The organism is Williamsia sp. R60, assembly GCF_054063855.1.
Genome location: NZ_JBSSGR010000001.1, coordinates 905,282 through 927,393, shown reverse-complemented (window position 1 = coordinate 927,393; position 22,112 = coordinate 905,282). Strand labels below are relative to the sequence as shown.

Here is a 22,112-nt window from a genome sequence, read left to right as displayed (position 1 = left end):
ACGAAGGCCGACACCACTGCGTCCGCCCGCCGCAGCGGACGGGGAACAGCTGTGGCGGTCGTGGTGTTATGTAGGCGTGACTACCGAGAACGCGACTTTGACCATGTACACCACCACCTGGTGCGGGTACTGCAAGCGCCTGAAGATGGGCCTGCGCAGTCAGGGCATCGAGTGGGTGGAAATCGACATCGAGCAGGACCCCAGCGCCGCTGACTTCGTCGGCAGTGTGAACGGCGGCAACCACGTGGTTCCCACCGTGAAGTTTGCCGATGGCAGCACCGCGACCAACCCGACGGTCGCCGACGTCCGCAAGAAGCTCGGGGTCTAGGCCCCGCCAGATGTATCGGGCGGTGGCACCAACCGTCCCGGCTCCGACTGCCCGGCTCCCCCGACGCGGGACGCCGGGCGGTCTGTGTCTGCGGGGGTATGCGCCCAGGCTCGGATGAGCGCACTCGCGATCGAGATCGATCCCGGCAATCTGAGCCGGGCATCGTCGATGATCGGCTTGCCGTCGGCTCCCAGCCAATCCTGCTGCGCTTCGAGCGCTTCGAGCACCTCTGAGCGGCTGAACCACTCGGCGTCCGCGATCTCTCCGTCGATGAAATCGAGCGCCTGATCCGGGTCTGCCGTGACCTCGAATCCCACCATCAGGGACCGGGGAAAGGGCCACGGTTGCGACCCGACGTACTGCGGGTCCCAGCAGTCCAGACCCACCTCTTCGTGCACCTCGCGCACCACACATTGCTCCAGCGATTCACCGGGCTCGACGAATCCGGCCAGCGTCGAGAACCAGCGCTCGGGCCACTGCGACTGTCTGCCCAGCAGTATCCGGTCGGCGCCGTCGTGGACCACCGTGATGATCGCCGGGTCCGTTCGGGGGAACTCCTCGCGGCCACTGATGGTGTTGCGGCGGACCCAGCCGCCTTTCGCAGGCTCGGTCGGATTGCCGTCGACCGGTGAAAACCGGGCCGAGTCATGCCAATTGAGCACTCCCAGCGCGGTGGACAGGATTCCGGCCTCGTCGGCGCCGAGGAGCTGCGCACCACGCCGTGGGTCGTCTTTAGGCCCGTCGATGACGTCGAAACGCATGGCCCACATATCGGTGCCCTCCTCGGGATGCAGGCCGAGGAACACCGCCTCCGGCGGGGGTTCGTCACCGACGTCCACCGCCATGATCCAGCCGAGACCGTCCTCGCCCACCGGATACCGGCCCGACGGGTCGATCTGCAGGAGTAGGGCGTGCGGCCATCCTTCTGTCAGTCGTTGCTTGTCGTGCCGGATCTCGTCCGCCCGGTTGTACACCGCGCGCGACAACATCGGTGGCTTGTCGAACTCAAATCGCCGCAAGCGAATACACCTCGTGCCTCGGTTCGATCTCGTCTCGTCCGGGTGGTCCGGTCATCCCTGGCCCTGTCGCACATAAAGAAGTCGATCACCGTGTTCGATCGCGTCGACCTTGCTGTCGTCGATACGGTGCAGCGTGCCGCCCCGCACCACGCCGAGGACGATCTCGGACAGGTGCCGGGGCGACCCACCTACCTCGTCCGGTTCCACGTCCCGCTCGGCGATCGCAAATCCCTCGTCGGGTGTCAGGAGGTCCTCGATCACCTGCACGACGGTGGGAGTGCTGGTGGCCAACCCCAGCAGGCGGCCGGCGGTCTCTGAACTCACCACCACCGAGTCGGCGCCTGATTGGCGGATCAGGTGGGTGTTCTCCGCCTCTCGGATGGACGCGACGATCTTCGCGTTCGGCGCGAGTTCGCGAGCGGTCAACGTCGCCAGGACTGCCGTGTCGTCGCGGTTTGCGGCCACGATGATGGAGGACGCATGTTGCGCGCCCGCGAGTCGCAGCACGTCGGATCGGGTCGCGTCACCGCGCACGGTCACCAGCCCCTTGGCGGCGGCATTGTCGAGCACTGTCTGGTCACCGTCCACCACAACGATTTCCGAGGGCTTCTGACCGTCCGCGATCATCGCCTTGACTGCTGTCTTGCCCTTGGTCCCGTACCCGATCACCACGGTGTGATTACGCACCTTGTTCCTCCAACGCTGAATTTTGAGAGCTTGACGGGATCGCTCGGTGAGCACTTCCAACGTGGTGCCGACCAACACGATCAGGAACATGACGCGGATCGGGGTGATGACCAGGACGTTGATCAACCTGGCGGTGGGCGTGAGTGGCGTGATGTCCCCATAACCCGTAGTGGATAGCGACACCGTCGCGTAGTAGAGGCAGTCAAGGAACGACAGCGGCCCACCTCCGCTGTCCTTGTACCCATCCCGGTCGACGTAAACGATCATCACCGCCGCGAACAACACTGCGAGCGCGATCGCGACACGCCGTGTGATCGCTCGGATGGGACTGGATTGCAAGTTCGGGATGTGAACAACACCGACCAGCGCGTGGTCGGGCATGTCGGTCAGCTCTTCGCTCTTGAACCGCCGGCGGAGCCTGCCTGCGGGCATCAATGCCTCCCGACGAAGGCGCCGACACGGCGCCGGGAAAATTGCATACGCACAAGTGGGGACTGTAGTCCTTTTCCGCACCGGTGGTAATCAACACCGATCGCGTCGTGATCAGGCATGGTGTACGCATGAACAGTGGCAAGCAGAAGTTGCGGCAGTTGACGTTTCCCGATGATGCGACGCTGGCGAAGCGGATGGGCATCGGCCTGTTGGGAATCGGCGCGTTGCACTTCCTCGCACCCAAACCGTTCGATGACCTGATCCCCGAGGAACTGCCAGGTAATCCGCGTGCCTACACGTATGGCTCCGGCGTTGTGGAACTCGCGGTCGGCGGCGCCCTTCTCGCTCCCCGGACCCGTCGCTTCGCCGGACTGTTCTCGGTTCTGCTGTTCATCGGCGTGTACCCCGGGAACATCAACATGGTGCGCATCTACCGCAACAAACCTCTGCCCTACCGGCTGGTCGCGTGGGCTCGTCTGCCCTTCCAGTTCCCCATGGTGTGGGCGGGCTGGCGCGTCTGGAAGACCGCACCCAAGGTCTGACCGGTTCAGGGTCGTTCTCGCTTCTCACGTCTGATGAGGTCGGCCAGTCCGGTGCGGTCGGGCAGGTTTGCGGGTTCGAGCGTGGTGTTCGACCGTACGTAATGGAACGCCGCCCGCACCTTCTCCAGGTCGACGCCGGTCAGTTCCGCCCAGGCCACCCGATAGGCGGCGAGCTGGACGAACACCGACTTCTCCTGTGCCGCAGTGGGTCGGGCACCGGTCTTCCAATCCACCACGGTGAAGCCTCCGTCCGGTTCGGAGAACACCGCATCGATCCGGCCCCGGACGATGGTGTCGGCGATGACCGTCTCGAACGGCACCTCGACCTCGATGGGGTTCCTTGCGGCCCACCGGGACCGGAGGAACTGCTCCCGCAGCACCTCCAGGTCGGCGTCCGAGCCCCCTTCGGCATCGGCCGCTCCCGGCAACTCGTCGATGTCGAGTAGTCGGGTGGCACCGAACCGGCGTTCCACCCAGGCGTGGAAGGCGGTGCCGCGGCGGGCCAGTGGATTCGGTTTGAACGGCAGCGGCCTGCGCAGGCGCCGGGCAAAAGTCTCCTCGTCCTTGTCCAGTTCGACGAGCTGGCTGACCGATAGATGTTGCGGCATCGTCACCTCGATGTCGGTGCCGAGGCCACTTTCCCGTTCGGTGAGCAGCACCGCGAGGTCGTTGGCCCAATCGCGGACCTGCGGGTCGTTGGCCGACAGGTCGGGTTCGGGTTCGGCGCCCATGTCGAAGAGGGCCGGCTCGCCGCGGGCTCGCAACGCGGCGCGCACGAGGTCGGCGCCACGTTCGATGCCAGGACGGCGAGAACCGAGCGGATCAGCGGGCCACGGCACGCCGGCTGTCGACGCCGCCAGGGGATTGTCTGCGTTCTCTTCGGGAGTGGCCGCGCAGCCCGCGATGGTCAATCCCGGTGCGCCGTCGCTCGAGGTCTCGATCAGCCGAGAAGCGATGTCGTGCAGCTCGGTCAAGAAGATCGAGGGTCCCCGAGGTTTGTCGCCGCCGTCGGACCAGTGATGCCCCGAGATGACCAATGCCCTCTTGGTCCGCGTCAAGGCCACGTACAGCAATCGCCGATCCTCTTCGAGCTTGCGGTTGCGCAACGCGTCCTTGTGGGCCTCGATTGCGTCCTCGAGTTCTTTGCGGTTGTCGAGTTCGGCCAGCTCGAGCGGTGGGAAGCCCTCGGCGCCGAGTGTCTCGGCGAGGTCGCCCCGCAACTCCGCAGGTAGTTCCCGCGCACTACCGAGCCAGGTCCCGTCGGCCTTTCCACCCGGGAAGATGTTCGTGCACAGATGCGCGATCACCACCACATCCCATTCGAGACCCTTGGCCGCGTGCACTGTGAGGATCTGGACGCGGTCTTCGGCGATCTCGACCTTGCCCGGTTCCAGACCCTTCTCGATGTCGGCGGCAGATTCGAGAAAGGCGAGCAGGCCAGGCAGGGTGGCTGCCGACCGCTCGGTGTAGTCGGCGACGTACTCGGCAAAGGCGTCGAGGTGTTCGCGGCCGGTGATGTTGCCTCGCAAACCCCGTGCCCGGATCTGCGCCTCGACATCGACGCCGATGACCCTCTCCACCTCGGCGACCAACTCGGGTAACGGTTGCCCCATCCGGGCCCGCAGGATGGTCAGCTGGTGACCGAATGACTTGATCCTGCGGTACCCGTCGGGTGAATACCGTTGCGCCGGACCAGGGTCGGCCAGTGCATCACCGAGACCGGCTTGATCCACCACCTCGGTCGGCACCGCGGAGTCGAGCGCGCTGTCGAGTTCTTCCAGACTCGTCATCGTGCCGGTGACGATGTTGGTACCGGCGGCGAGGTCCCGCGCACGCGCCCACAGGGCAGCGATGTCACGCGCCCCGAGCCGCCACCGCGGTCCGGTGAGGAGTCGCACGGCAGCCGTCCCCGCCATGGGATCAGCCATCAGACGGAGCATCGCCACCACGTCCTGGACCTCCGGTACACCCAGCAGGCCGCCGATGCCGACCACTTCCGCCGCGATGCCACGATCGGTGAGTTCGGCCGCGAGCGGCGCCGAATCCTCGTTGCGGCGCACCAGGATCGCCACCGTCGGTGGTGGACCCTCGGCACGGTTGTACTCGTCTTCGATCTGGTCGACGATCCACTCACGCTCCTGCACCACGGTCTCGGTCAGAGCCATGGTGATGGTCCCGGTCGGGGCATCGCCACGCGGCCGCAGGATGCTCACCGGCACACCCCGCCGTCGCAGCTCCTCGGACGCGGCGTTGGCCATGTCGAGGGCGTGGCGGGCGTTGCGCCAGCTGGTCAGCAGTTCCAGGCGTTGCGCGGGAGTTCCGTCGCTGCAACGGAAATCGGTGGTGAAGCGAGGAAGATTGGCAGCCGACGCGCCGCGCCAGCCATAGATCGACTGGATCGGGTCACCGACCGCGGTCACCGCAATCCCGGCGCCCCGCGGCACCCCTGGCGGCGTGCCGAACAGCTCAGACAGCAGCACGCGCTGGGAATGTCCGGTGTCCTGGTATTCGTCGAGCAACACCGCGCCGATGGCGGCGCGTTCGGACTCGCCCACCTCCGGGTGACGTGCGACGAGTTGGGCAGCCAGCGACATCTGGCTACCGAAGTCGAGCACGTTCGCCTCGCGCATCGCAGCGCCCAACGCGGCCACCAGCGGCATCAACGCCCGCCGCTCATCGATGACGGATTGGATGGACCGGAGCTTCTGAGGCGGCTCAGGGCGTTGCCTGCCGGTCGGGGGCAGGGTGTCGATGAGCTCGTAGAGCGAGTCGCCCGCGGTGGCGAGCTGGTCGAGGTCCACCAGGTGCTCGGCAAGCTCGCTGTAGAGCTTCAGTACCGATTCGGTCACCCCGCCAGGGGTTTTGGTGGTCTCGAGGTCATCGGTCCACCCCGCCACCACCGAGAACGCCAGTTGCCACAGTTCGGTTTCGCTGAGCAAGGTGGCCGAGGGTTCGACAGGCAGGAGCAATCCGTAGTCGGCGATCAGCCGGCCGGCGTAGGCGTGGTAAGTACTCACCTGCGGATCTGCCGACCGAAGCCGGCCACGCAACGTGCCGTCGGGGTCCCAGTGCTGCATCGCCGGCGATCCCGCGAGCATGGACAAGCGTCGGCGGATGCGCGCGGCGAGTTCTTGGGCGGCCTTTCGGGTGAAGGTCAGGCCCAGCACCGCGTCCGGCTCGACCAGACGGTTGGCCACCAGCCACACCACCCGGGAAGCCATGGTCTCGGTTTTGCCTGCACCCGCACCCGCGACCACCAGCACGGGCTCCATCGGCGCCTCGATCACCTCGACCTGCTCATCGGTGGGCGAGGGCAGACCGAGTGCCGCCGACAGGACCCGGGCGGAGATCCTCGTCATCGTTCCGGTGTCAGCCATCGGTCACGGTCCTACCGTCGAGTTGGGCCGGGCAGCTCGCGGTGAGTGGACAGTGCCCGCATCCGTCGTTCACGGTGGCCACGAACTGCGGCCCGATACTGCGGTGGGCGGCAGCCCGCACCACGGCGAGCCACTGCTCCACCTGGTCTTCCGACAGGGGCGGCTGATCACGTTGCGCCGCACCGGTTTTGTTGTTCGAGTTGTTGACGTAGACGAGCGATCCACCACCTGGCTCGACCGGGCCGACAGCCTGCACACCACCGAGCCGCAAGGCGAGCTGATAGGTGGCCAGCTGCGCGTGCTCCTGGGCGGCCTGCACCGACAGTGTGGTCTTTCCGGTCTTCACATCCACCACCACCGGGCGTCCGGCGCTGTCCTGTTCGAGCCGGTCGATGCGCCCGCGTAACCGCACCTCGGGCATGTCGACGGTGTCTCCGTCGGCGTCCTGGACCGTGGCGGGTTCGATACGCGCATCCACGTCCACCTCGACACCCACCTCGGTGAGCGTCTCACGGGAAACCTTGAGCCAGCGTTGGAAGTTGGTGAGCATCTCCTCGGTGCGTTCGAGTTCGCGGCGCGAGAACCATGGTGCCCCGACATCCACCTGGTCCCAGACCCGCCGCAGTGCAGCGGTGACATCGTCGGGTGGGATCTCTCCGGCGACGGCCTGCACAAGTGTGTGGACAAGCGTTCCGGCGACGGCCGGCCGCGAATCGCCGTCGCGGCCGCCGTACCGCTCCAGCATCCAGCGCAGCGAGCAGGTGCCCAGCGCCTCCACACTGGACGGCGAAAGGGTCAGCGGCCCAGCCGACTCCGACCACAGAGGGATCTCCGAGCTGGGAGCAGCAAGGCCGTACCACTGGTCGGGATGCGCACCCGGAACACCGGCGTCGGCGAGCTCGGCGAGCATGTCTGCGGCGGCTTTCGCCCGCTCCGTAGGCGTATCGGTGTCTGCGCACACCTCGGCGCGCAACTCGGCGACCAGCGACGACAGCGACAGCACCCGTCGCAGACCGGGCTCCACCGGGAGCTCCAGTTCGATCTCATCGTCGTCCACGGCGCCCTTCTCGACGATCGCGGCCAATTCGCCGATGAACCGTGAGGGCGCGGCATCTCCGCTCCCGTCGTCGACAGCACTGACCATCAGTCGATCGCGAGCCCGCGTGCATGCCACCAGCAGCAGTCGACGCTCCTCTGCAAGAGCCATCGCGGTGCGGGAGATGGTGTCCAGCGCATCGGCATCCACGCCATCGAGAAGATCGACCAACTGTCCGGTACCGAGAATGCTCCCCCGGCTGCGCAGGCTCGGCCACAAACCGTCCTGAACACCCGCGACCGCCACCACATCCCATTCGCGACCGGTGGCCGCATGGGCGGACAACACCGTGACGGCGTCCGATGACGCCTGCGCCATGCGGGATTCGGTGGGGATCTGCAACGCCCCGAGGTAATCCAGGAACCCACCGAGTGTCGCGGCAGGCAGGCTGTCGGTGAAGCTCGCCGCCGCGTCGAACAGCGCCACCATCGCATCGAGGTCCCGATCGGCCTGCGCACCGCCGGGTCCGTGGTCGCGGCGCATCACCTGATTCGACCATCGCGGGCCGAGTCCGGTGGCCTGCCACGCCTCCCAGAGGATCTCCTCGATACCGCGGCGGTTCTCGTACGCCACGCGAGCTGCGCCGATGACCGCGAGAACCCTTGCCAGCGGCTGCTTCTCGGCGTCGGTCAGCCCGTCGAGGTAGTGGGCGACATCGATGGGGTCATGCTCGACTCGCACCCGGTGGCCGGTGACCAGTTCGGCGATGACAGACGCGGAGTCGCGGTCTCCGCCGGATTCGGTCTCGATACGACGCAGTCCACGCCGCAGCCGCCGCAGCGCAGCCGGGTCGGCTCCTCCGATGGGTCCTGCGAGCAGTTCGAGCGCTTCGTCCGGCTCCAGCGATTCCGACACCGCACGCAGGGCCAGCAGCATCGCTGCCACCGAGCGTTGACGCGCGAGTGGGATCTCGCTGGCCGGTGTCATCACCGGCACACCGGCCGAGCGCAGCGCGCGCCGCAGTGGCGCCATCGCGCGGGGCACCGATCGGACGATTACCGCCATCTCCGACCACGGGACATCGTCGTAGAGGTGCGCCCGGCGCATCATGTCGGCGATGGCCGTGGCCTCTTTGGCGGCCGATCCGTAGATTTTGACCACGGGCACCGGCCCACCCCGGTCGGCGACCTCGGCTCGGCGCCGACGGGGACCCGGGAGCCGCGCGGCGATCGCCGCACCCAGGTCGCTGATGGGCTTGCTCGACCGGAAGTTGTTGTCGAGCAGGATGTCTCGATCCGGGTCGTCGAGTTCGTCGAGAAACCGCGAACTGGCCCCGCGGAAGCCGTAGATCGCCTGGTCACCGTCGCCGGCAACCACCGTCTGGTGTGTTCCCGCCCCGATCAGCTCGACGAGGGTGGCGGCCTGCGGATCGAGGTGCTGGGCGTCGTCCACCAGCAGATACCGCACCCGTGCTCGCTCGCGCCGCAGCAGATCGGGGTCGGTCGCGAATGCTGTGAGAGCAGAGCCCACCAGCTCTGCGGCGTCGACTGCGGGCGCGGTCGCCTGCGGTGCCTCCAGCCCGACCGCCCCCCGCAGCAGACCGCTCTGCTCGTACTGACGGTAGGCCTTGCCGACCGCCTCCCACTCCGGACGCTTGTGCCTGCGGCCCAGCGCCATCAGGTCCTCGGGCCCCACACCGCGTTCGGCGGCCCGCATCATCATGTCCCGCAATGCCTGTGCAAACCCGTTGGTGCCCAGAGCCGGCCGCAATCTCGGCGGCCAATAGGCGGCACCGTCCTCGATGTCGCCGGCCAGCAGTTCCCGCAACACCGCATCCTGCTCCGCGCCGGTGATCAGGCGTGGCGGCGGATTGTCGTGTGCGGCCGCCTGCAGGCGAAGCACCGCAAACGCATAGGAGTGCACGGTGCGGACGATCGGCTCGCGGGTGGCTCGCGGAGCGCGGCCCGCTCCCCCGGCGCGCTGAGCCAGCAGTCGCGCGGTGATCTGCTCGCGCAACTCGGTGGCTGCCCGTCGCCCGGCGGCCAGGACCAGCAGCGACTCCGGATCGATCGCCGGGTCGGCGAGACGGGCCACCGCGATGTCGACGATCAGTGACGTCTTTCCCGTGCCCGGGCCTCCGTGAACCCGCAGTGGGTGGAAACCCGGTGACGCGGCGCCGCCTGGACGGTCGATCAACGACTGCACCCGCTCTGGCCAGGTACGCGGTTGCGCCGGAGGGATGGGCGCCGACACCAGTCGCGTCGTCATGGCTGGCACACGGTCTCCTTCCTCTGGTTCCTCCACGATGGTGTCACGGGTGACCGACATCTCGACCGCGCCACCATCGCCCAGCCGCGCCCGGGTCGGTACTGCGTGCCCGACCACGGTCGGGCACGATTGGTCCCATGGCTGGTTTGAACGTGGAACTGTACGGCCCCGCAGACGGCGACCCCGTCCTCGCACTTCATGGCGTCACCGGCCACGGCAAGCGGTGGGCGGACCTCGCCGCAGCGCTGCCCGACGCCAGGATCATCGCCCCGGACCTGCTCGGACACGGATTCTCGACCTGGGAGCCGCCGTGGTCCATCGACGCACACTCCGCTGCCCTGGCCGACGTGGTCGAGGCCCACGCGTCGTCCCCTGTGGTCCTGGTGGGCCATTCCTTCGGCGGAGCACTTGCCCTGCATCTGTCACGACTTGTCCCCGATCACATCCGGTCGCTGGTGCTGCTCGACCCGGCCATCGGCCTCGAGCCCGCCCGGCTCATGGACATCGCCACCAGCTACATCGCTCATCACGACTACCCGGACGAGGCAGCCGCCCGTGCGGAGAAGCTGGGCGAGTCGTGGGCCGAACTACCTCCGGAACTGCTCGATCGAGAGGTCGCCGACCACCTGACCACAGCGGGTGACCGGATGCGCTGGCGCGTCCACCCGGGAACCGTGGTCACCACATGGAGCGAATTGGCCCGTCCCTTTGTGCTACCCCCACCGCACATGCCGGTCGATCTTGTTCAGGCCTTGCGCGTGCAACCGCCGTACGTCACCGCCGATCTACTCGAAGCGCTTGCCGCACAACAGGGAGAGCTCTTCTCGCTGTACGAGGAGGACTGCGACCACATGGTTCCCTTCGCCCGCCCCGAACTGACCGCGCGCCTGGTCGCGGAGGCCCTGGCGCGTCCACGATCCGAGAGCTGATGGCGAAGATCACCGACGACCAGGTCGAACGCGTACGTGCGATCGTGGCGTCGGTACCGGCCGGCAAGGTGACCACCTACGGTGACGTGGCAGCGGCTGCGGGCCTGTCGAGCCCCCGCATCGTCGGATGGATCATGCGAACCGACTCGGCTGATCTACCGTGGCACCGGGTGATCAGCGCCGCCGGGACACCGGCTCCGCACCTGCGTGACCGCCAGCTCGAAAACCTTCGCGCCGAGGGTGTTCCGGTGTTCGACGGCCGAGTCGACATGAAGGTCGCCCGAGCCGACCTCGCCTGACCGCCCCACCCACCACAAAATTCGCGCCACCTACCGAGGTTCGCGCCGGTTGTAGCCGGCGCAGATGTCGGGAGGTGGCGCGAATTTTGTGGTGAGTGGGGCCGGGGTGGGTGGCTCAGCGTCCGGCGGCGACCACGGGGCGCACCGACCTCATCCGGCGCACGACCAGGTCGACGACACGGGGGTCGGCACCCAGGGGCTGAGCCACACCATCAGCGCCGGCGTCGTGGAGCCGATCGTGGAACAGCCCATGCGCCAACAGATATGAGGCAATGAACACGCGGCGCCCGGTGCGAGCCCTGGTGTCGGCGACGACGTCCGCGATGCGCGGCTGGGCAGTGGCCACATACCCGACCGGAACCGGCTCACCGATCATCGTGCCCAGCAGGTTGGCGGCACGCCGGACCTGGCCCAGCGCGAACAGATCGGACGATCCCGCCGCGGCGAGCACAACGGAATCACCTCGACGCCAGCCACTTTCGGACAGACGCAACGCCAAGACCCGCGCCAGTTCGGGATCGGGACCCAGCGACCGCGATACCGAGACACCCTGATGCCCGCTGGCCTCGATGTGCTCGGGAAGATCTTTGCGGACGTGATAGCCCGACGCCAGGAACGCCGGGACGACCACAGCGGGCCCGTCGATCCCGCGCAGCACCTCTGACGGCGATGGCCCGAGTACGTCGACGAACGCTACGCGCGTACTACCGATCTGGGCCGAAACCTTGTCCGCGAGGTCCGCGATCATCGATACGCCGTGTTCAGAGCGGGTCCCATGTGCGACCAGGATGGGTTGCGCGTCGATTCCCTTGATTCTCATGCGTTTTCCCCTTCCTCGTACTCGACGTCGACAGAGAGGCGGTAGCCACGTTTGACAACGGTCTGGATCATCCTGGGGTCACCGAGGCCCGCTCGCAGGCGTGCCATGGCGGTCTCCACCGCGTGGGTGTCGCCGCCGCCGCCGGGGAGTTCGGTGAGCAGCGCATGCCGTGACACCACCCTGCCGGGGCGGCGCGCCAGTGCTTTGAGCAAGGTCAGACCTGCCGGCGACAGCGGCCGGAGCTCGCCGTCGACCATCACCGAACGACTGCGGATCGACATGTCGTGACCGGCGACACGCAGAGTCGGCACCCGACGGGGCAACTCTTCGGCGATGTGCCTGGCGAGAGCACCGAGGCGAAAGCGATTCGGCCGCGAGGTGGGCACCCGCAACGCCGCGAGCGGGCCGGCGGTGACCGACCCCACACACATGACGTGAACGTCGGTTCGCAGAGCGTCCAGAAGCGCATCGAGCCGCCCCGTGTCCTGGGCTCGACCGAGCATCGATGCAACGGCCGGAGCGCTGGTGAACGACACCGCGTCCATCTCACCACCCACGATGGCCGAGATCATCTGGTCCATCGCGGTGGTGTCCTGCGGCGGTAGCCACCGGTAGACCGGGATCGGCAGTACCTCTGCGCCCGCCTCGCGCAACACCTCGCAGAAGTCGGGCAGTGGCTCCCACTCGGTGGTGGCGCCGTGCAGCTGTACGCCCACCCGGGTGCCTTCGACGCCTTCGTCGAGCAGGTGCTCGAGAACTTCACTCGATGATTCGTTGGGTGGCGACCATTCCTCGCGCAGCCCGGCGGCGCGGATCGCGCCTTTTGCTTTCGGCCCGCGCGCCAGCAGCCGGGTGGGTTCGAGGGCGGCGATCAAGCGCTCCGCAACACCCCAGTCCTCGGCCGCCTCCATCCACCCGCGGAACCCGATACCGGTTGTGGCGACGACGATCTCCGGCGCGTTGGCGATGATCTGGTCGGTGACCGACCGCAACTCTGCGTCGTCGGCCAGCGGGATGATCTCGATCGCCGGGGCGTGCTCCACCTGCGCGCCGCGTCGTTCCAGCAACGCGGCGAACTCGTTGGCACGCCTGGCCGCCGTGATGCCGATCGTGAATCCGGTCAATGGACCGGATTCGCAGTCGGCGATTCGATCACCCGCTTTCACTAGACCTCCATGTCTCACGCGATCGGTGTTTGCACTCGATGGGGCCTGACCTGGACGAGACCGGCCTTGATTCGTACGTCGTACACCGGCAGGACAACGGATTCGTCGCTGAGGCAACGTCCGTCGACCAGCGAGAAGACCTGCTTGAGCAACGGTGAGGCCACGGTGGGCTCACCGGCGCGGTCCCCGACCAGGCCGCGAGACATCACCGCCGCACGTCCGAAGGGGTCGATGTTCCCCACGGCATGGAGGGTGTCGTCGGTGAGGCGGAACAAGGCCACCTGTTCGTCCCCGGGCAGGAGCACGGCCACTCCCCTCCCTGGTACGAGCTGGTCGAACGGGCACGCCGCAGTCCATGTGGCTGCGACTTCATCAACCCGAGTGTCATCAACGAGACTCATGGTCAGCTTCCTCCGTTCGCCGGCGGGCGTACGCCGGGCTGCGGTGTTCCCAAGAGTACCGGTACCTTGCGCCCGCTACCTTCCGAGAACTCGATGGTGGGGTCCGGTTGGGCAGGTGCGTTGACGAACGAGACGAACCGGGAGAGCTTCTCCTCGTCTTCGAGGACTCCGGACCATTCGTCCTTGTACCCGGCGACATGCGACTCCATCGCCGTTTCGAGTTCGGCTGCGATTCCCAGGCTGTCATCACACACGACGGCCTTGAGGTGATCGAGACCACCGTCGAGCGAATCGATCCACGGCGCCGTGCGCTGCAGCCGGTCTGCGGTGCGGATGTAGAACATCAGGAACCGGTCGATATAGGCGACAAGCGTCCTGTCATCGATGCCGGAAGCCAAAAGCTGTGCGTGCGCGGGGCTTTGACCACCATTTCCGCCCACATACAGGTTCCACCCGTGTTCGGTGGCGATGACACCCACGTCTTTACCGCGGGCCTCGGCACACTCTCGGGCACAACCGGACACCCCGAACTTGATCTTGTGGGGCGAACGCAGACCGCGGTAACGCTTTTCGAGGTCGACGGCCATGCCCACCGAATCCTGGACCCCGTAGCGGCACCAGCTCGTACCGACACAACTCTTCACCGTGCGCAGGCTCTTGCCGTAGGCCTGCCCGGACTCCATGCCCGCGTCGACGAGCTTGCGCCAGATCAGCGGCAACTGCTCCACCCTGGCCCCGAACATGTCGATCCGCTGGCCGCCGGTCACCTTGATGTAGAGCCCGAACTCCTTGGCCACCTCGCCGATCACGATCAGCTGCTCCGCGGTGACCTCACCGCCGGGCATCCGTGGCACCACCGAATACGTGCCGTTCTTCTGCATGTTGGCCAAGAAGTGGTCGTTGGTGTCCTGCAGGGCGGCCTGCTCTCCCGACAGGATGTGGTCACTCGAGGTGGAGGCGAGGATCGAGGCCACTGTCGGCTTGCAGATCTCGCATCCCCCGCCCTTGCCGTACCGTGCCACGAGGTCGGTGAAGGTCCGAATACCGGTCGCCCGGACGATCTCGAAGAGTTCAGTGCGCGACTGGTGGAAGTGATCGCACAACGACTTCGACACCGCCACACCGGAATCGGCCAGCAAGCGGTTGATCGACGGGATACAGCCACCGCACGTGGTGCCCGCCTTGGTGCATGTCTTCACCGCGGTGACGTCCTGGGCACCATGAGCGATCGCGCTGCAGATGTCGCCCTTGCTGACCCCGTTGCACGAGCAGATCTCGGCGGAATCCGGGAGGGCCGACAGACCCACACCTTCGCCGGCAGCCGGTGCGATCAGCGCTGCGGGATCGCCGGGCAACGGGCCACCGACCATCGGTTTGAGTAGCGCGTACTGACCAGCATCGCCGACGAGCACCCCACCGAGAAGGGTCTTGGCATCGTCGGAGACAACAACTTTGGCGTACGTACCGGCAACGGGATCGTTGAAGACCACCTCGAGCGCACCTTCGGAGGCACCCATCGCGTCGCCGAAACTCGCGACATCCACGCCGAGCGCCTTGAGCTTGGTGGACAGGTCCGCGCCCGGGAACTCGGATTTGCCACCCAGGAGCCGGTCCGCCACGACCTCGGCGGTGCTGTACCCCGGGGCAACCAGCCCGTAGCAAACACCGTTGACCGCGGCGACCTCGCCGATGGCGTAGATGTCGGGATCGACCGTGCGGCATCCGTCGTCCACCAGGACGCCGCCGCGCTCACCGACGTCGAGCCCCGCATCGCGTGCGAGCTGGTCGCGGGGCCGGATGCCGGCCGAGAACACGAGCAGGGCAGCGTTGTCGATGCTGCTGCCGTCGGAAAGGGTGACGTGGAGAGTGTTGTCGCCGGCCGGTTCGATGGCCGTGGTCCCGACACCGGTGTGCACACTCACCCCGAGTTCGGTGACGAGGCCCGCGAGCAGCGCGCCGCCACCCTCGTCCACCTGCAGCGGCATGAGCCGCGGCGCGAACTCCACCACATGTGGTTTCAGTCCGAGCAGCTTGAGTGCGTTGGCCGCCTCGAGCCCGAGCAGGCCGCCCCCGACAACCACTGCGTTGGCCCCTGCCGGCGCCGCCTCTGCGGTGGCACGGATCTTGTCGAGGTCGTCGAGTGTGCGGTAGACGAAACAGTTCGGCGAATCGGCTCCCTGTACCGGCGGCACAAACGGATACGAACCGGTCGCGATCACCAGCGCGTCGAACACGATGCTCGAGTCGTCGTCGAGGACGGCCGTACGCGCAACCCGGTTGATCGAGGTGACCGACCGGCCCACCAGCAAGGTCACCAGCGGGTCGCCCGGGTAGGTATTGCCCTCGAGCGCCAGCGCGTCGGGATCCCAACTGTTGACATAAGACGAGAGTCCTACGCGGTCGTAGGCAGGGCTGGGTTCGTCACAGACGACGACCACACGCCATTGGTCGGTGACGTCACGTTCGCGGAGTTCCTGCACGAACCGATGGCCGACCATCCCATGGCCTACCACCACAACTGTTTTGCTGGGCACTGGTACCCCTCCTAGTACTTCTTCTGTTGGTCTCTCAGGCATCGGCTGTTGCCAGCCATTCACAAAGTCCCTCGACAACGGATTCACAACTGCCGCAACCTGTTGTGGCCCTGGTGGCATCGGCCATCGCCATGGGGCTGCGCGCACCTTTGCGCCACGCATCGGTCAGGTTCTTCTTGGACACCGAGTTGCACCGGCAGATGATCGCGTCGCCCGGCATCTGGGCCGGACTCGCCGATTCGGTTGCGCCACCGATGAGGTGACCGAGCAGCAGGCGCATTCGATCGCTGGGCACCGGCGCGCCGGAGTCGAACAACTGCGTGATGGTGCCCACCACCTCGGGATTGCCGAGCAGTACCGCGCCGACCAGACGATCCTTGCGCACAACCACTTTCGCGTAACGCCCGCGATGAGGATCGGACAGGGTCAGCACCTCGGCCTCGAGGTCGCCCGGGTCGGTGTCCACCTCCCCCATCGACGCGAGATCCACGTCGTGTGCCTTCAGACGCAGGATCTGCTGCGTCCCCTCATAGGCGGCCTGCCGATCACCGAGCAGGTTCTGTGCCACCGTCTCGGCCATCTCCCAGCCCGGTTGCACCAAGCCGTAGACGATGTCGCGGTGCTGGGCGCATTCGCCGATCGCGTAGATCGACGGATCGTTTGTGCGCAGATGATCATCGACCTTGATACCGCGTTCGACCGCGAGGTCCGCAGCGGTGGCGAGCTCGACGTTGGGAGCGATGCCGGCGGTCACGATCACGAGATCGGCGCCCAGGGTGGAGCCGTCGGTGAGCACCACTTCCCGGCCTGTTCCCGGCTCATCCCGGACGGCGGTGACCCGGCTGCCGAGCACCACGTCCATCCCGATCTCACGCAGCACACGGGTCAGCACTGCGCCGCCGGCAGCGTCCATCTGCTTCTCCATCGGGAAGCTCCGTGGATGGACAACCGTCACCTGGGCCCCGCGCAGCAGCGCGCCGCGCGCGGCCTCGAGTCCGAGAAGGCCGCCACCGACAACAACCACTCGTGTTCCCTCGCGGAGCGACGACACGATCGATTCGCAGTCGGCCAGGTTACGGAACGCGATCACACCTTCGATCGGGCGACCCGATTCCGCGAGCGCACCGTCGATCGGCGGGATGAAAGCACGGCTGCCGGTCGCGAAGACCAGACTGTCGTAGCCGTGCACCGTGCCGTCGTCGCAGTGCACGGTCTTGGTGTCGCGGTCCACACGCTCGACCCGAACACCCGTGTGCGTCTGCAGGTTCCGTTCGGAATACCAGTTGTCGGCGCGAAGCCTGGTGTCGGCGGGTGTGATCCGGCCGGCCACCACGTTCGACATCAGGATGCGGTTGTACGCCGATCCGGGCTCGTCGCCGATGACCACGCTGGTGACGTGCTCGCCCGCGGGATCCCGCCGGTGCAGTTCTTCCTGCAATCGGGCGCCGGCCATTCCGTTTCCGATGATCACCACACGCCTGGTCATGGCACCTCTCCAACGATTGGTCGAGCTCCGCTGCGCTGCGTCTCCACGACTAACCGAGCCGGCAACTCCAACGGCTCCAACCGCACCGCACACGCCTTGAACTCGGGCATGCGGCTGGTGGGGTCCAACTCGGGATTGGTGAGCAGGTTGGCTCGCTGGTCACCCGCGTAGTGAAAGGGCAGGAACACCGTGTCCGGTCGCAGTGACTCGACGCAGCGTGCCGCGGCGGTCATCGTCCCCCGCCGCGAGGTCACACGCACCTGCTGACCGTCAGCGACCCCGAGTCGTTCTGCGGTGTCGGTGTTCACCTCGACGAACATCGGACCGGCCGCGTCGGCGAGATCTTTGACGTACCGGGTCTGCGCACCGGACTGGTAGTGCGTCAGCACCCGGCCCGTGGTGCACACCAGCGGGTATTGCGCGTTCACCGGTTCCGTCGGTCCGCGGTAGTCGACCGCGATGAACTTCGCGCGGCCGTCGTCGGTGGCGAACCGGTCGAGGAAGATCCTGGGGGTGCCGGGATGGCCGATCTCCGGACACGGCCAGTGGAGCGCCTCGTCATCGTCGAGTCGTTCGTAGGTGATCCCGGTGTAGTCGGCCGCGCCACCCGCCGATGCGGCGCGCAGTTCGTCGAACACCTCGCGAGGGTCGGTCTTGAAGCGGTGTGCCGGCTGACCGAGGCGGACCGCGAGTTCGGAAAGGACCTCGAGCTCGCTGCGGGGGCCGTCGGGAACGGGAACCGCCTGGCGACGGCGCAGGACCCGGCCCTCCAGGGAGGTCATTGTGCCCTCTTCTTCTGCCCACTGCAGAACCGGCAGTACCACGTCGGCCAATTGCGCTGTCTCCGACAGCAGGAAGTCGTTGACCACCAGCATCTCCAGCGATTCGAGTCGCTCGACCACGTGCCCAGCCCGCGGCGCCGAGACGGCCAGGTTCGCGCCGTGCACCATCAGCATCTTGGGTCCGCCGGGCTGTCCGAGTGATTCGAGCAATTCGTAGGCACTCTTGCCCGGGCCGGGCAGATCGTCCGGGTCGATGCCCCACACCTCGGCCACATGCGCACGGGCGGCGGGATCGGTGATCTTGCGGTAACCCGGCAGTTGATCGGCCTTCTGGCCGTGTTCGCGGCCACCCTGCCCGTTCCCCTGACCCGTGATGCAGCCGTATCCGCTGCCCTCACGACCGCACAGGCCCAGGACCAGGGACAGACCGATGACGGCACTGACCGTGTCTGTACCGCTCGAATGTTGTTCGGCGCCACGCGCTGTCAGCACATACGCACCTTTGCCCGCCGCGCGGGCGCCGGCGAGCATCGCAACCGTGCGACGCAACGCACTCACCGGAACCCCGGTGACACGCTCGGTACGTTCGGGCCACCACTGCGCAGCCGCGCGCCAGAAGTCGTCGAAGCCGTTGGTCCGGTCGGCGACGTAGTCGAGATCGGCATAGCCCTCGGTGACGGCAATGTGTGCGAGCCCCAGTGCCAGAGGCAGATCCGTGCCCGGCGACAGTTGCAGATGTACACCGCCGTCGGCGACCGCCCGTTCCACCGTGGCGGTCCGGCGTGGGTCTGCGACCACCAGCCCGCCGGCTCGCGCGGCCGTCATCAGATGACCGACCATCGGCGGCATGGTCTCGGCGATGTTACCGCCGAGGATGACGATGCACTCTGCCGAACCGAGGTCGGCGAGAGGGAAAGGCAAACCCCGGTCCAGTCCGAACGACTTGATGCCCGCAGCCGCGGCCGAACTCATGCAGAAGCGGCCGTTGTAGTCGATGTTCGACGTACCCAGTGCCACCCGGGCGAACTTGCCCAGCTGGTAAGCCTTTTCGTTGGTCAGTCCACCGCCACCGAAGATTCCGACCGCGTCAGCGCCGTACTCGCTGCGGGCCCGGGCAAATCCGGACGCGACGACGTCCAGCGCGTCCTCCCACGTGGTGGGCGTCAGGACTCCGTTGCGCCGCACCAACGGAGCGGTCAGGCGGTTGGGGTTGCGCAGCACATCGGCAGCGGTCCAACCCTTCTGGCACAGACCGCCCCGATTGGTGGGGAACTGCCGAGGCGTGACCACGGCATCGGCGGCTCCGTTGCCGCTGATGTTCATCGCACACTGCAGACCGCAATACGGGCAGTGTGTGGCGGTCCCGACCGACCCCGCGGCGAACTCGCCGGCGGAGCGGTTGCCCGGCTCGCCGAGGGGCAGATCGATGGACACGGTTTGCGCAGTCATGATCAGGCGGTGACCGGTGTGGTGGTGGACGAGTCCTCGAGCGCGCGGGTCTTGTCGGTCGATTCGATCGACCGGCGGACGTAGAACCAGTAGGTGATGCCGGCGGCCACCACATAGAAGGCCAGGAAGATCCAGAATGCCTGCGTGGCAGACTGATTCGACTTGTAGCTGTCTCGCAGCACCAGGTTGATGGCCACACCGCCGAGTCCACCGAACGCTCCGGCGATACCGATCAGGGCTCCGGACATCGACCGCGACCAGTTGGCCTTGCCGAGCGGATTGAGCGCAGGGTTGACCTTTGCCTTGTGTTCCCAGATCGCGGGGATGATCTTGTACACCGAACCGTTGGCGATACCCGAGATGACGAAGAGCAACACGAAGCCGATGACAAAAGCTGTGAGGGTGCCACCGGTGATCTTCTTGTCGTTGGCATCGGACAGGGCACTGGCAGCCACGAGGATGGACGACGCGGCCACCATCGAGATGAAGCAGTACATCGTGATTTTGCCGCCACCGATCTTGTCGGCTAGCTTGCCACCGTAAGGCCGGCTGATCGACCCGAGAAGTGGTCCGATCCAGGCGATCTGGGCTGCGGCGAGGGCCGGCTTGGTGGCGCCGTTGGCGGTGAACGAGATGTTGAGCACCTGGCTGAAGGCGAATCCGAATCCGATGAACGAACCGAATGTGCCGACGTAGAGCAGCGAGATGATCCACGTGTCCTTGTACTTCAGCGTCTCGAGCATCGCCTTGCCGCTCGAGGTCTGGTGGTCGAGGTTGTCCATGTAGAGCGCTGCACCCACACCGGCAACCGCGAGCAGCACCAGGTAGATGGCGCAGAGGATCTCGGGCTTGTCCGAGGCCACCCAGATCACGAACAGGCCGACCAGCTGGATCGCGGGGACACCGATGTTGCCGCCACCGGCGTTGAGGCCGAGGGCCCAGCCCTTGAGCCGCTGCGGGTAGAAGGCGTTGATGTTGGTCATCGAGGAGGCGAAGTTGCCGCCACCGAAGCCGGTGAGTGCGGCGACGAAGAGGAACCATCCGAACCCGAAGTCACCGGGGTTCAACACCAGCATCAACGTCAGGCCCGTGGGGATCATCAGGACAACCGCGGAGAAGATCGCCCAGTTACGGCCGCCGAATATGGCGGTTGCCTGGGTGTAGGGAATCCGCAGGCACGAACCGACGAATGTCGCGGTGGCGCCGATGACGAACTTCTGGTCGAGGCTGATGCCGTATTCCGGTCCGAGGAGCAGCGCGAGTGCCGAGAACATGGACCAGATCGAGAATCCGACGTGTTCGCAGATCACGGACCAGATCAGATTGCGCTTGGCGATGGCAGCGTTGCCGTTGTCCCAAGCCTCTACATCCTCTGGATCCCAGTCGGTGATGTAGTGCTTTCGTTTGGTGCCAGTAACGGTCACTAGGCCCTCCTCAGGGGTCCGGCGCGAATTGGCGGGTGCCTGAGGAGAACCGTAGGAAACGGGTGTTGCCGCAATTTTGCATTCAATGACCGAACAATCACAGTGTTCTCACTCCGGTACGTCACCGAACGTGAGAAGGCGGGAACACAAAAACCCGCCAGCTGCCGGGCCGAACTGAGTATTCCCAGCTCAGAGGGTGCTGTCAGACGAGGAAGCGGACCATGTCGGCTACGCGCTGCAGGCCGGGAAGGGCTCCAGCGGTGGATCGCGGATGTAACGCGTGCACGGCAAGACGGAACATCACGGCCCGCAACATCATCTGCGGCCACTCGGGCAGGTCTTCCCAGCGGTCCACAAGACCATCGTCTGCGCCGCCCCAGGCGAGTGCATCGACCACCACGACGGCGGCCGCCCACGCTGCGGGTCGCCAATACGGCGTGATATCCGTGATCCCGGGGGCCGCTGCGCCGGCGAACAGAACCGTGCCGAACAGGTCACCGTGGACCAGCTGGGACGGCGACGACACCTTGGTGCGCAGCTTTGCAAGCGTGTGCAGGATCTCCAGACTGGTGACCCCGTCGGGTGACGTGGGGTCGCCCATGCCCGCGGCCTTTGCCGAACGCAACGGCACATCGTCCCAGGCCGCGCGATCGGCGGCGGTGAACACATCGACGTCGTTGTAGGGCGGCGCGGGAGGCTGCATCAGGAATCTCGGGCGTTCGAGTTCGGCCGTCGCCTCGTGCAGCCGGTCGGCCAGCGAGACGACTTCGTCGTAGCGCGGTTCCGGAGTTCCGGCGATGTACGTGTCCGCTCGCCAGCCCGACACCACGTACCGGCCGTCGGACGATCGCACAGGGCGCGCGATGCGGACGCCTTCGACGTACAGGGTTTCTCTGACCTTGGCCGACCAGGCAGCCCGGGCGTGGTCGGGTACCAGCGACAACACCGTCTCACCGATCCGCCAGCCACCTTCCCAGCCCTCACCGAGAGCCACCACGGGATGTTGCGTCAGCCCGAAGGTCTGCAGCACATGCTCCGGAGGCTCGACGGAGGTCAAGTCAGAGGTCACCCGTCAAACGTTACCGGCGTGACCGCGAGATTCAGAGCAGGCGGCGCAGGTGTCGCCGCACCAG

At 66.6% G+C, this 22,112-nt stretch carries 16 protein-coding genes; 4 read left to right on the top strand and 12 right to left on the bottom strand.

Annotated features, from left to right (window positions below; translation table 11 throughout):
- Nucleotides 1-103: 103 nt before the first annotated feature.
- Entirely contained in the window at nt 104-328 is a 225-nt protein-coding gene (locus ACVWY6_RS03985; protein WP_038252428.1) for a mycoredoxin, read from the top strand.
- Here ACVWY6_RS03985 and nudC read toward each other — a convergent pair.
- The gene (gene nudC / locus ACVWY6_RS03980) at nt 325-1,347 is read right to left on the bottom strand and encodes an NAD(+) diphosphatase (protein WP_120802673.1); all 1,023 of its coding nucleotides are present in this window, start codon (nt 1,345-1,347) and stop codon (nt 325-327) included. The genes ACVWY6_RS03985 and nudC overlap by 4 nt on opposite strands.
- 51 nt (nt 1,348-1,398) lie before the next feature.
- Nucleotides 1,399-2,466 (bottom strand): potassium channel family protein, encoded by a 1,068-nt coding sequence (locus tag ACVWY6_RS03975; protein WP_457536272.1) that lies wholly within the window; start codon nt 2,464-2,466, stop codon nt 1,399-1,401.
- A gap of 128 nt (nt 2,467-2,594) precedes the next feature.
- Here ACVWY6_RS03975 and ACVWY6_RS03970 point away from each other — a divergent pair, with 128 nt between their 5' ends.
- The gene (locus ACVWY6_RS03970) at nt 2,595-3,008 is read left to right on the top strand and encodes a DoxX family protein (protein ID WP_457536270.1); all 414 of its coding nucleotides are present in this window, start codon (nt 2,595-2,597) and stop codon (nt 3,006-3,008) included.
- 5 nt (nt 3,009-3,013) lie between these two features.
- Here ACVWY6_RS03970 and ACVWY6_RS03965 read toward each other — a convergent pair whose 3' ends face one another.
- Nucleotides 3,014-6,385, bottom strand: coding sequence for an ATP-dependent helicase (locus tag ACVWY6_RS03965; RefSeq protein WP_457536269.1), 3,372 nt, complete (start codon nt 6,383-6,385; stop codon nt 3,014-3,016).
- Nucleotides 6,378-9,689 (bottom strand): ATP-dependent helicase, encoded by a 3,312-nt coding sequence (locus tag ACVWY6_RS03960; protein WP_457536881.1) that lies wholly within the window; start codon nt 9,687-9,689, stop codon nt 6,378-6,380. Before ACVWY6_RS03960 ends, ACVWY6_RS03965 begins: the two co-directional genes overlap by 8 nt.
- A gap of 137 nt (nt 9,690-9,826) precedes the next feature.
- Between ACVWY6_RS03960 and ACVWY6_RS03955 the strand changes: the two genes are divergently transcribed.
- Nucleotides 9,827-10,618 carry an alpha/beta fold hydrolase gene (locus ACVWY6_RS03955; protein ID WP_457536267.1) on the top strand — a complete coding sequence of 264 codons (792 nt, stop codon included), beginning with the start codon at nt 9,827-9,829 and terminating at the stop codon, nt 10,616-10,618.
- Complete coding sequence (locus tag ACVWY6_RS03950) at nt 10,618-10,917, top strand: MGMT family protein (RefSeq protein WP_030164480.1); 300 nt, start codon at nt 10,618-10,620, stop codon at nt 10,915-10,917. Before ACVWY6_RS03955 ends, ACVWY6_RS03950 begins: the two co-directional genes overlap by 1 nt.
- 115 nt (nt 10,918-11,032) lie before the next feature.
- On the opposite strand, the gene ACVWY6_RS03945 is transcribed toward ACVWY6_RS03950, so the two are convergent.
- The 8 genes from ACVWY6_RS03945 to ACVWY6_RS03910 form a co-directional block, all read right to left on the bottom strand.
- Nucleotides 11,033-11,737 carry a sirohydrochlorin chelatase gene (locus ACVWY6_RS03945; RefSeq protein WP_457536266.1) on the bottom strand — a complete coding sequence of 235 codons (705 nt, stop codon included), beginning with the start codon at nt 11,735-11,737 and terminating at the stop codon, nt 11,033-11,035.
- On the bottom strand, nt 11,734-12,903 hold the full coding sequence (locus tag ACVWY6_RS03940; protein ID WP_457536264.1) for a uroporphyrinogen-III synthase: 1,170 nt from the start codon (nt 12,901-12,903) through the stop codon (nt 11,734-11,736). Before ACVWY6_RS03940 ends, ACVWY6_RS03945 begins: the two co-directional genes overlap by 4 nt.
- Nucleotides 12,904-12,917: 14 nt before the next feature.
- Entirely contained in the window at nt 12,918-13,304 is a 387-nt protein-coding gene (nirD, locus tag ACVWY6_RS03935; RefSeq protein WP_023958872.1) for a nitrite reductase small subunit NirD, read from the bottom strand.
- A 2-nt stretch (nt 13,305-13,306) separates the two neighbouring features.
- On the bottom strand, nt 13,307-15,802 hold the full coding sequence (gene nirB, locus ACVWY6_RS03930) for a nitrite reductase large subunit NirB (protein ID WP_457536879.1): 2,496 nt from the start codon (nt 15,800-15,802) through the stop codon (nt 13,307-13,309).
- A 70-nt stretch (nt 15,803-15,872) separates the two neighbouring features.
- Nucleotides 15,873-17,324 (bottom strand): FAD-dependent oxidoreductase, encoded by a 1,452-nt coding sequence (locus tag ACVWY6_RS03925; protein ID WP_457536262.1) that lies wholly within the window; start codon nt 17,322-17,324, stop codon nt 15,873-15,875.
- Nucleotides 17,321-19,555, bottom strand: coding sequence for a molybdopterin oxidoreductase family protein (locus ACVWY6_RS03920; protein ID WP_457536260.1), 2,235 nt, complete (start codon nt 19,553-19,555; stop codon nt 17,321-17,323). Before ACVWY6_RS03920 ends, ACVWY6_RS03925 begins: the two co-directional genes overlap by 4 nt.
- A 2-nt stretch (nt 19,556-19,557) precedes the next feature.
- Nucleotides 19,558-20,979, bottom strand: coding sequence for a nitrate/nitrite transporter (locus ACVWY6_RS03915; protein ID WP_062798779.1), 1,422 nt, complete (start codon nt 20,977-20,979; stop codon nt 19,558-19,560).
- A gap of 202 nt (nt 20,980-21,181) precedes the next feature.
- On the bottom strand, nt 21,182-22,036 hold the full coding sequence (locus ACVWY6_RS03910) for a TIGR02569 family protein (RefSeq protein ID WP_030164497.1): 855 nt from the start codon (nt 22,034-22,036) through the stop codon (nt 21,182-21,184).
- Nucleotides 22,037-22,112 lie beyond the last annotated feature (76 nt).

What these genes read in the sequence shown, in the direction of transcription:
- ACVWY6_RS03985 (WP_038252428.1), top strand. Translation starts at nt 104, where the DNA reads ATGTACACCACCACCTGGTGCGGGTACTGCAAGCGCCTGAAGATGGGC.
- ACVWY6_RS03975 (WP_457536272.1), bottom strand. Translation starts at nt 2,466, where the DNA reads ATGCCCGCAGGCAGGCTCCGCCGGCGGTTCAAGAGCGAAGAGCTGACC.
- ACVWY6_RS03970 (WP_457536270.1), top strand. Translation starts at nt 2,595, where the DNA reads ATGAACAGTGGCAAGCAGAAGTTGCGGCAGTTGACGTTTCCCGATGAT.
- ACVWY6_RS03965 (WP_457536269.1), bottom strand. Translation starts at nt 6,385, where the DNA reads ATGGCTGACACCGGAACGATGACGAGGATCTCCGCCCGGGTCCTGTCG.
- ACVWY6_RS03960 (WP_457536881.1), bottom strand. Translation starts at nt 9,689, where the DNA reads ATGACGACGCGACTGGTGTCGGCGCCCATCCCTCCGGCGCAACCGCGT.
- ACVWY6_RS03955 (WP_457536267.1), top strand. Translation starts at nt 9,827, where the DNA reads ATGGCTGGTTTGAACGTGGAACTGTACGGCCCCGCAGACGGCGACCCC.
- ACVWY6_RS03950 (WP_030164480.1), top strand. Translation starts at nt 10,618, where the DNA reads ATGGCGAAGATCACCGACGACCAGGTCGAACGCGTACGTGCGATCGTG.
- ACVWY6_RS03945 (WP_457536266.1), bottom strand. Translation starts at nt 11,737, where the DNA reads ATGAGAATCAAGGGAATCGACGCGCAACCCATCCTGGTCGCACATGGG.
- nirD (WP_023958872.1), bottom strand. Translation starts at nt 13,304, where the DNA reads ATGAGTCTCGTTGATGACACTCGGGTTGATGAAGTCGCAGCCACATGG.
- nirB (WP_457536879.1), bottom strand. Translation starts at nt 15,802, where the DNA reads ATGGTCGGCCATCGGTTCGTGCAGGAACTCCGCGAACGTGACGTCACC.
- ACVWY6_RS03925 (WP_457536262.1), bottom strand. Translation starts at nt 17,324, where the DNA reads ATGACCAGGCGTGTGGTGATCATCGGAAACGGAATGGCCGGCGCCCGA.
- ACVWY6_RS03920 (WP_457536260.1), bottom strand. Translation starts at nt 19,555, where the DNA reads ATGACTGCGCAAACCGTGTCCATCGATCTGCCCCTCGGCGAGCCGGGC.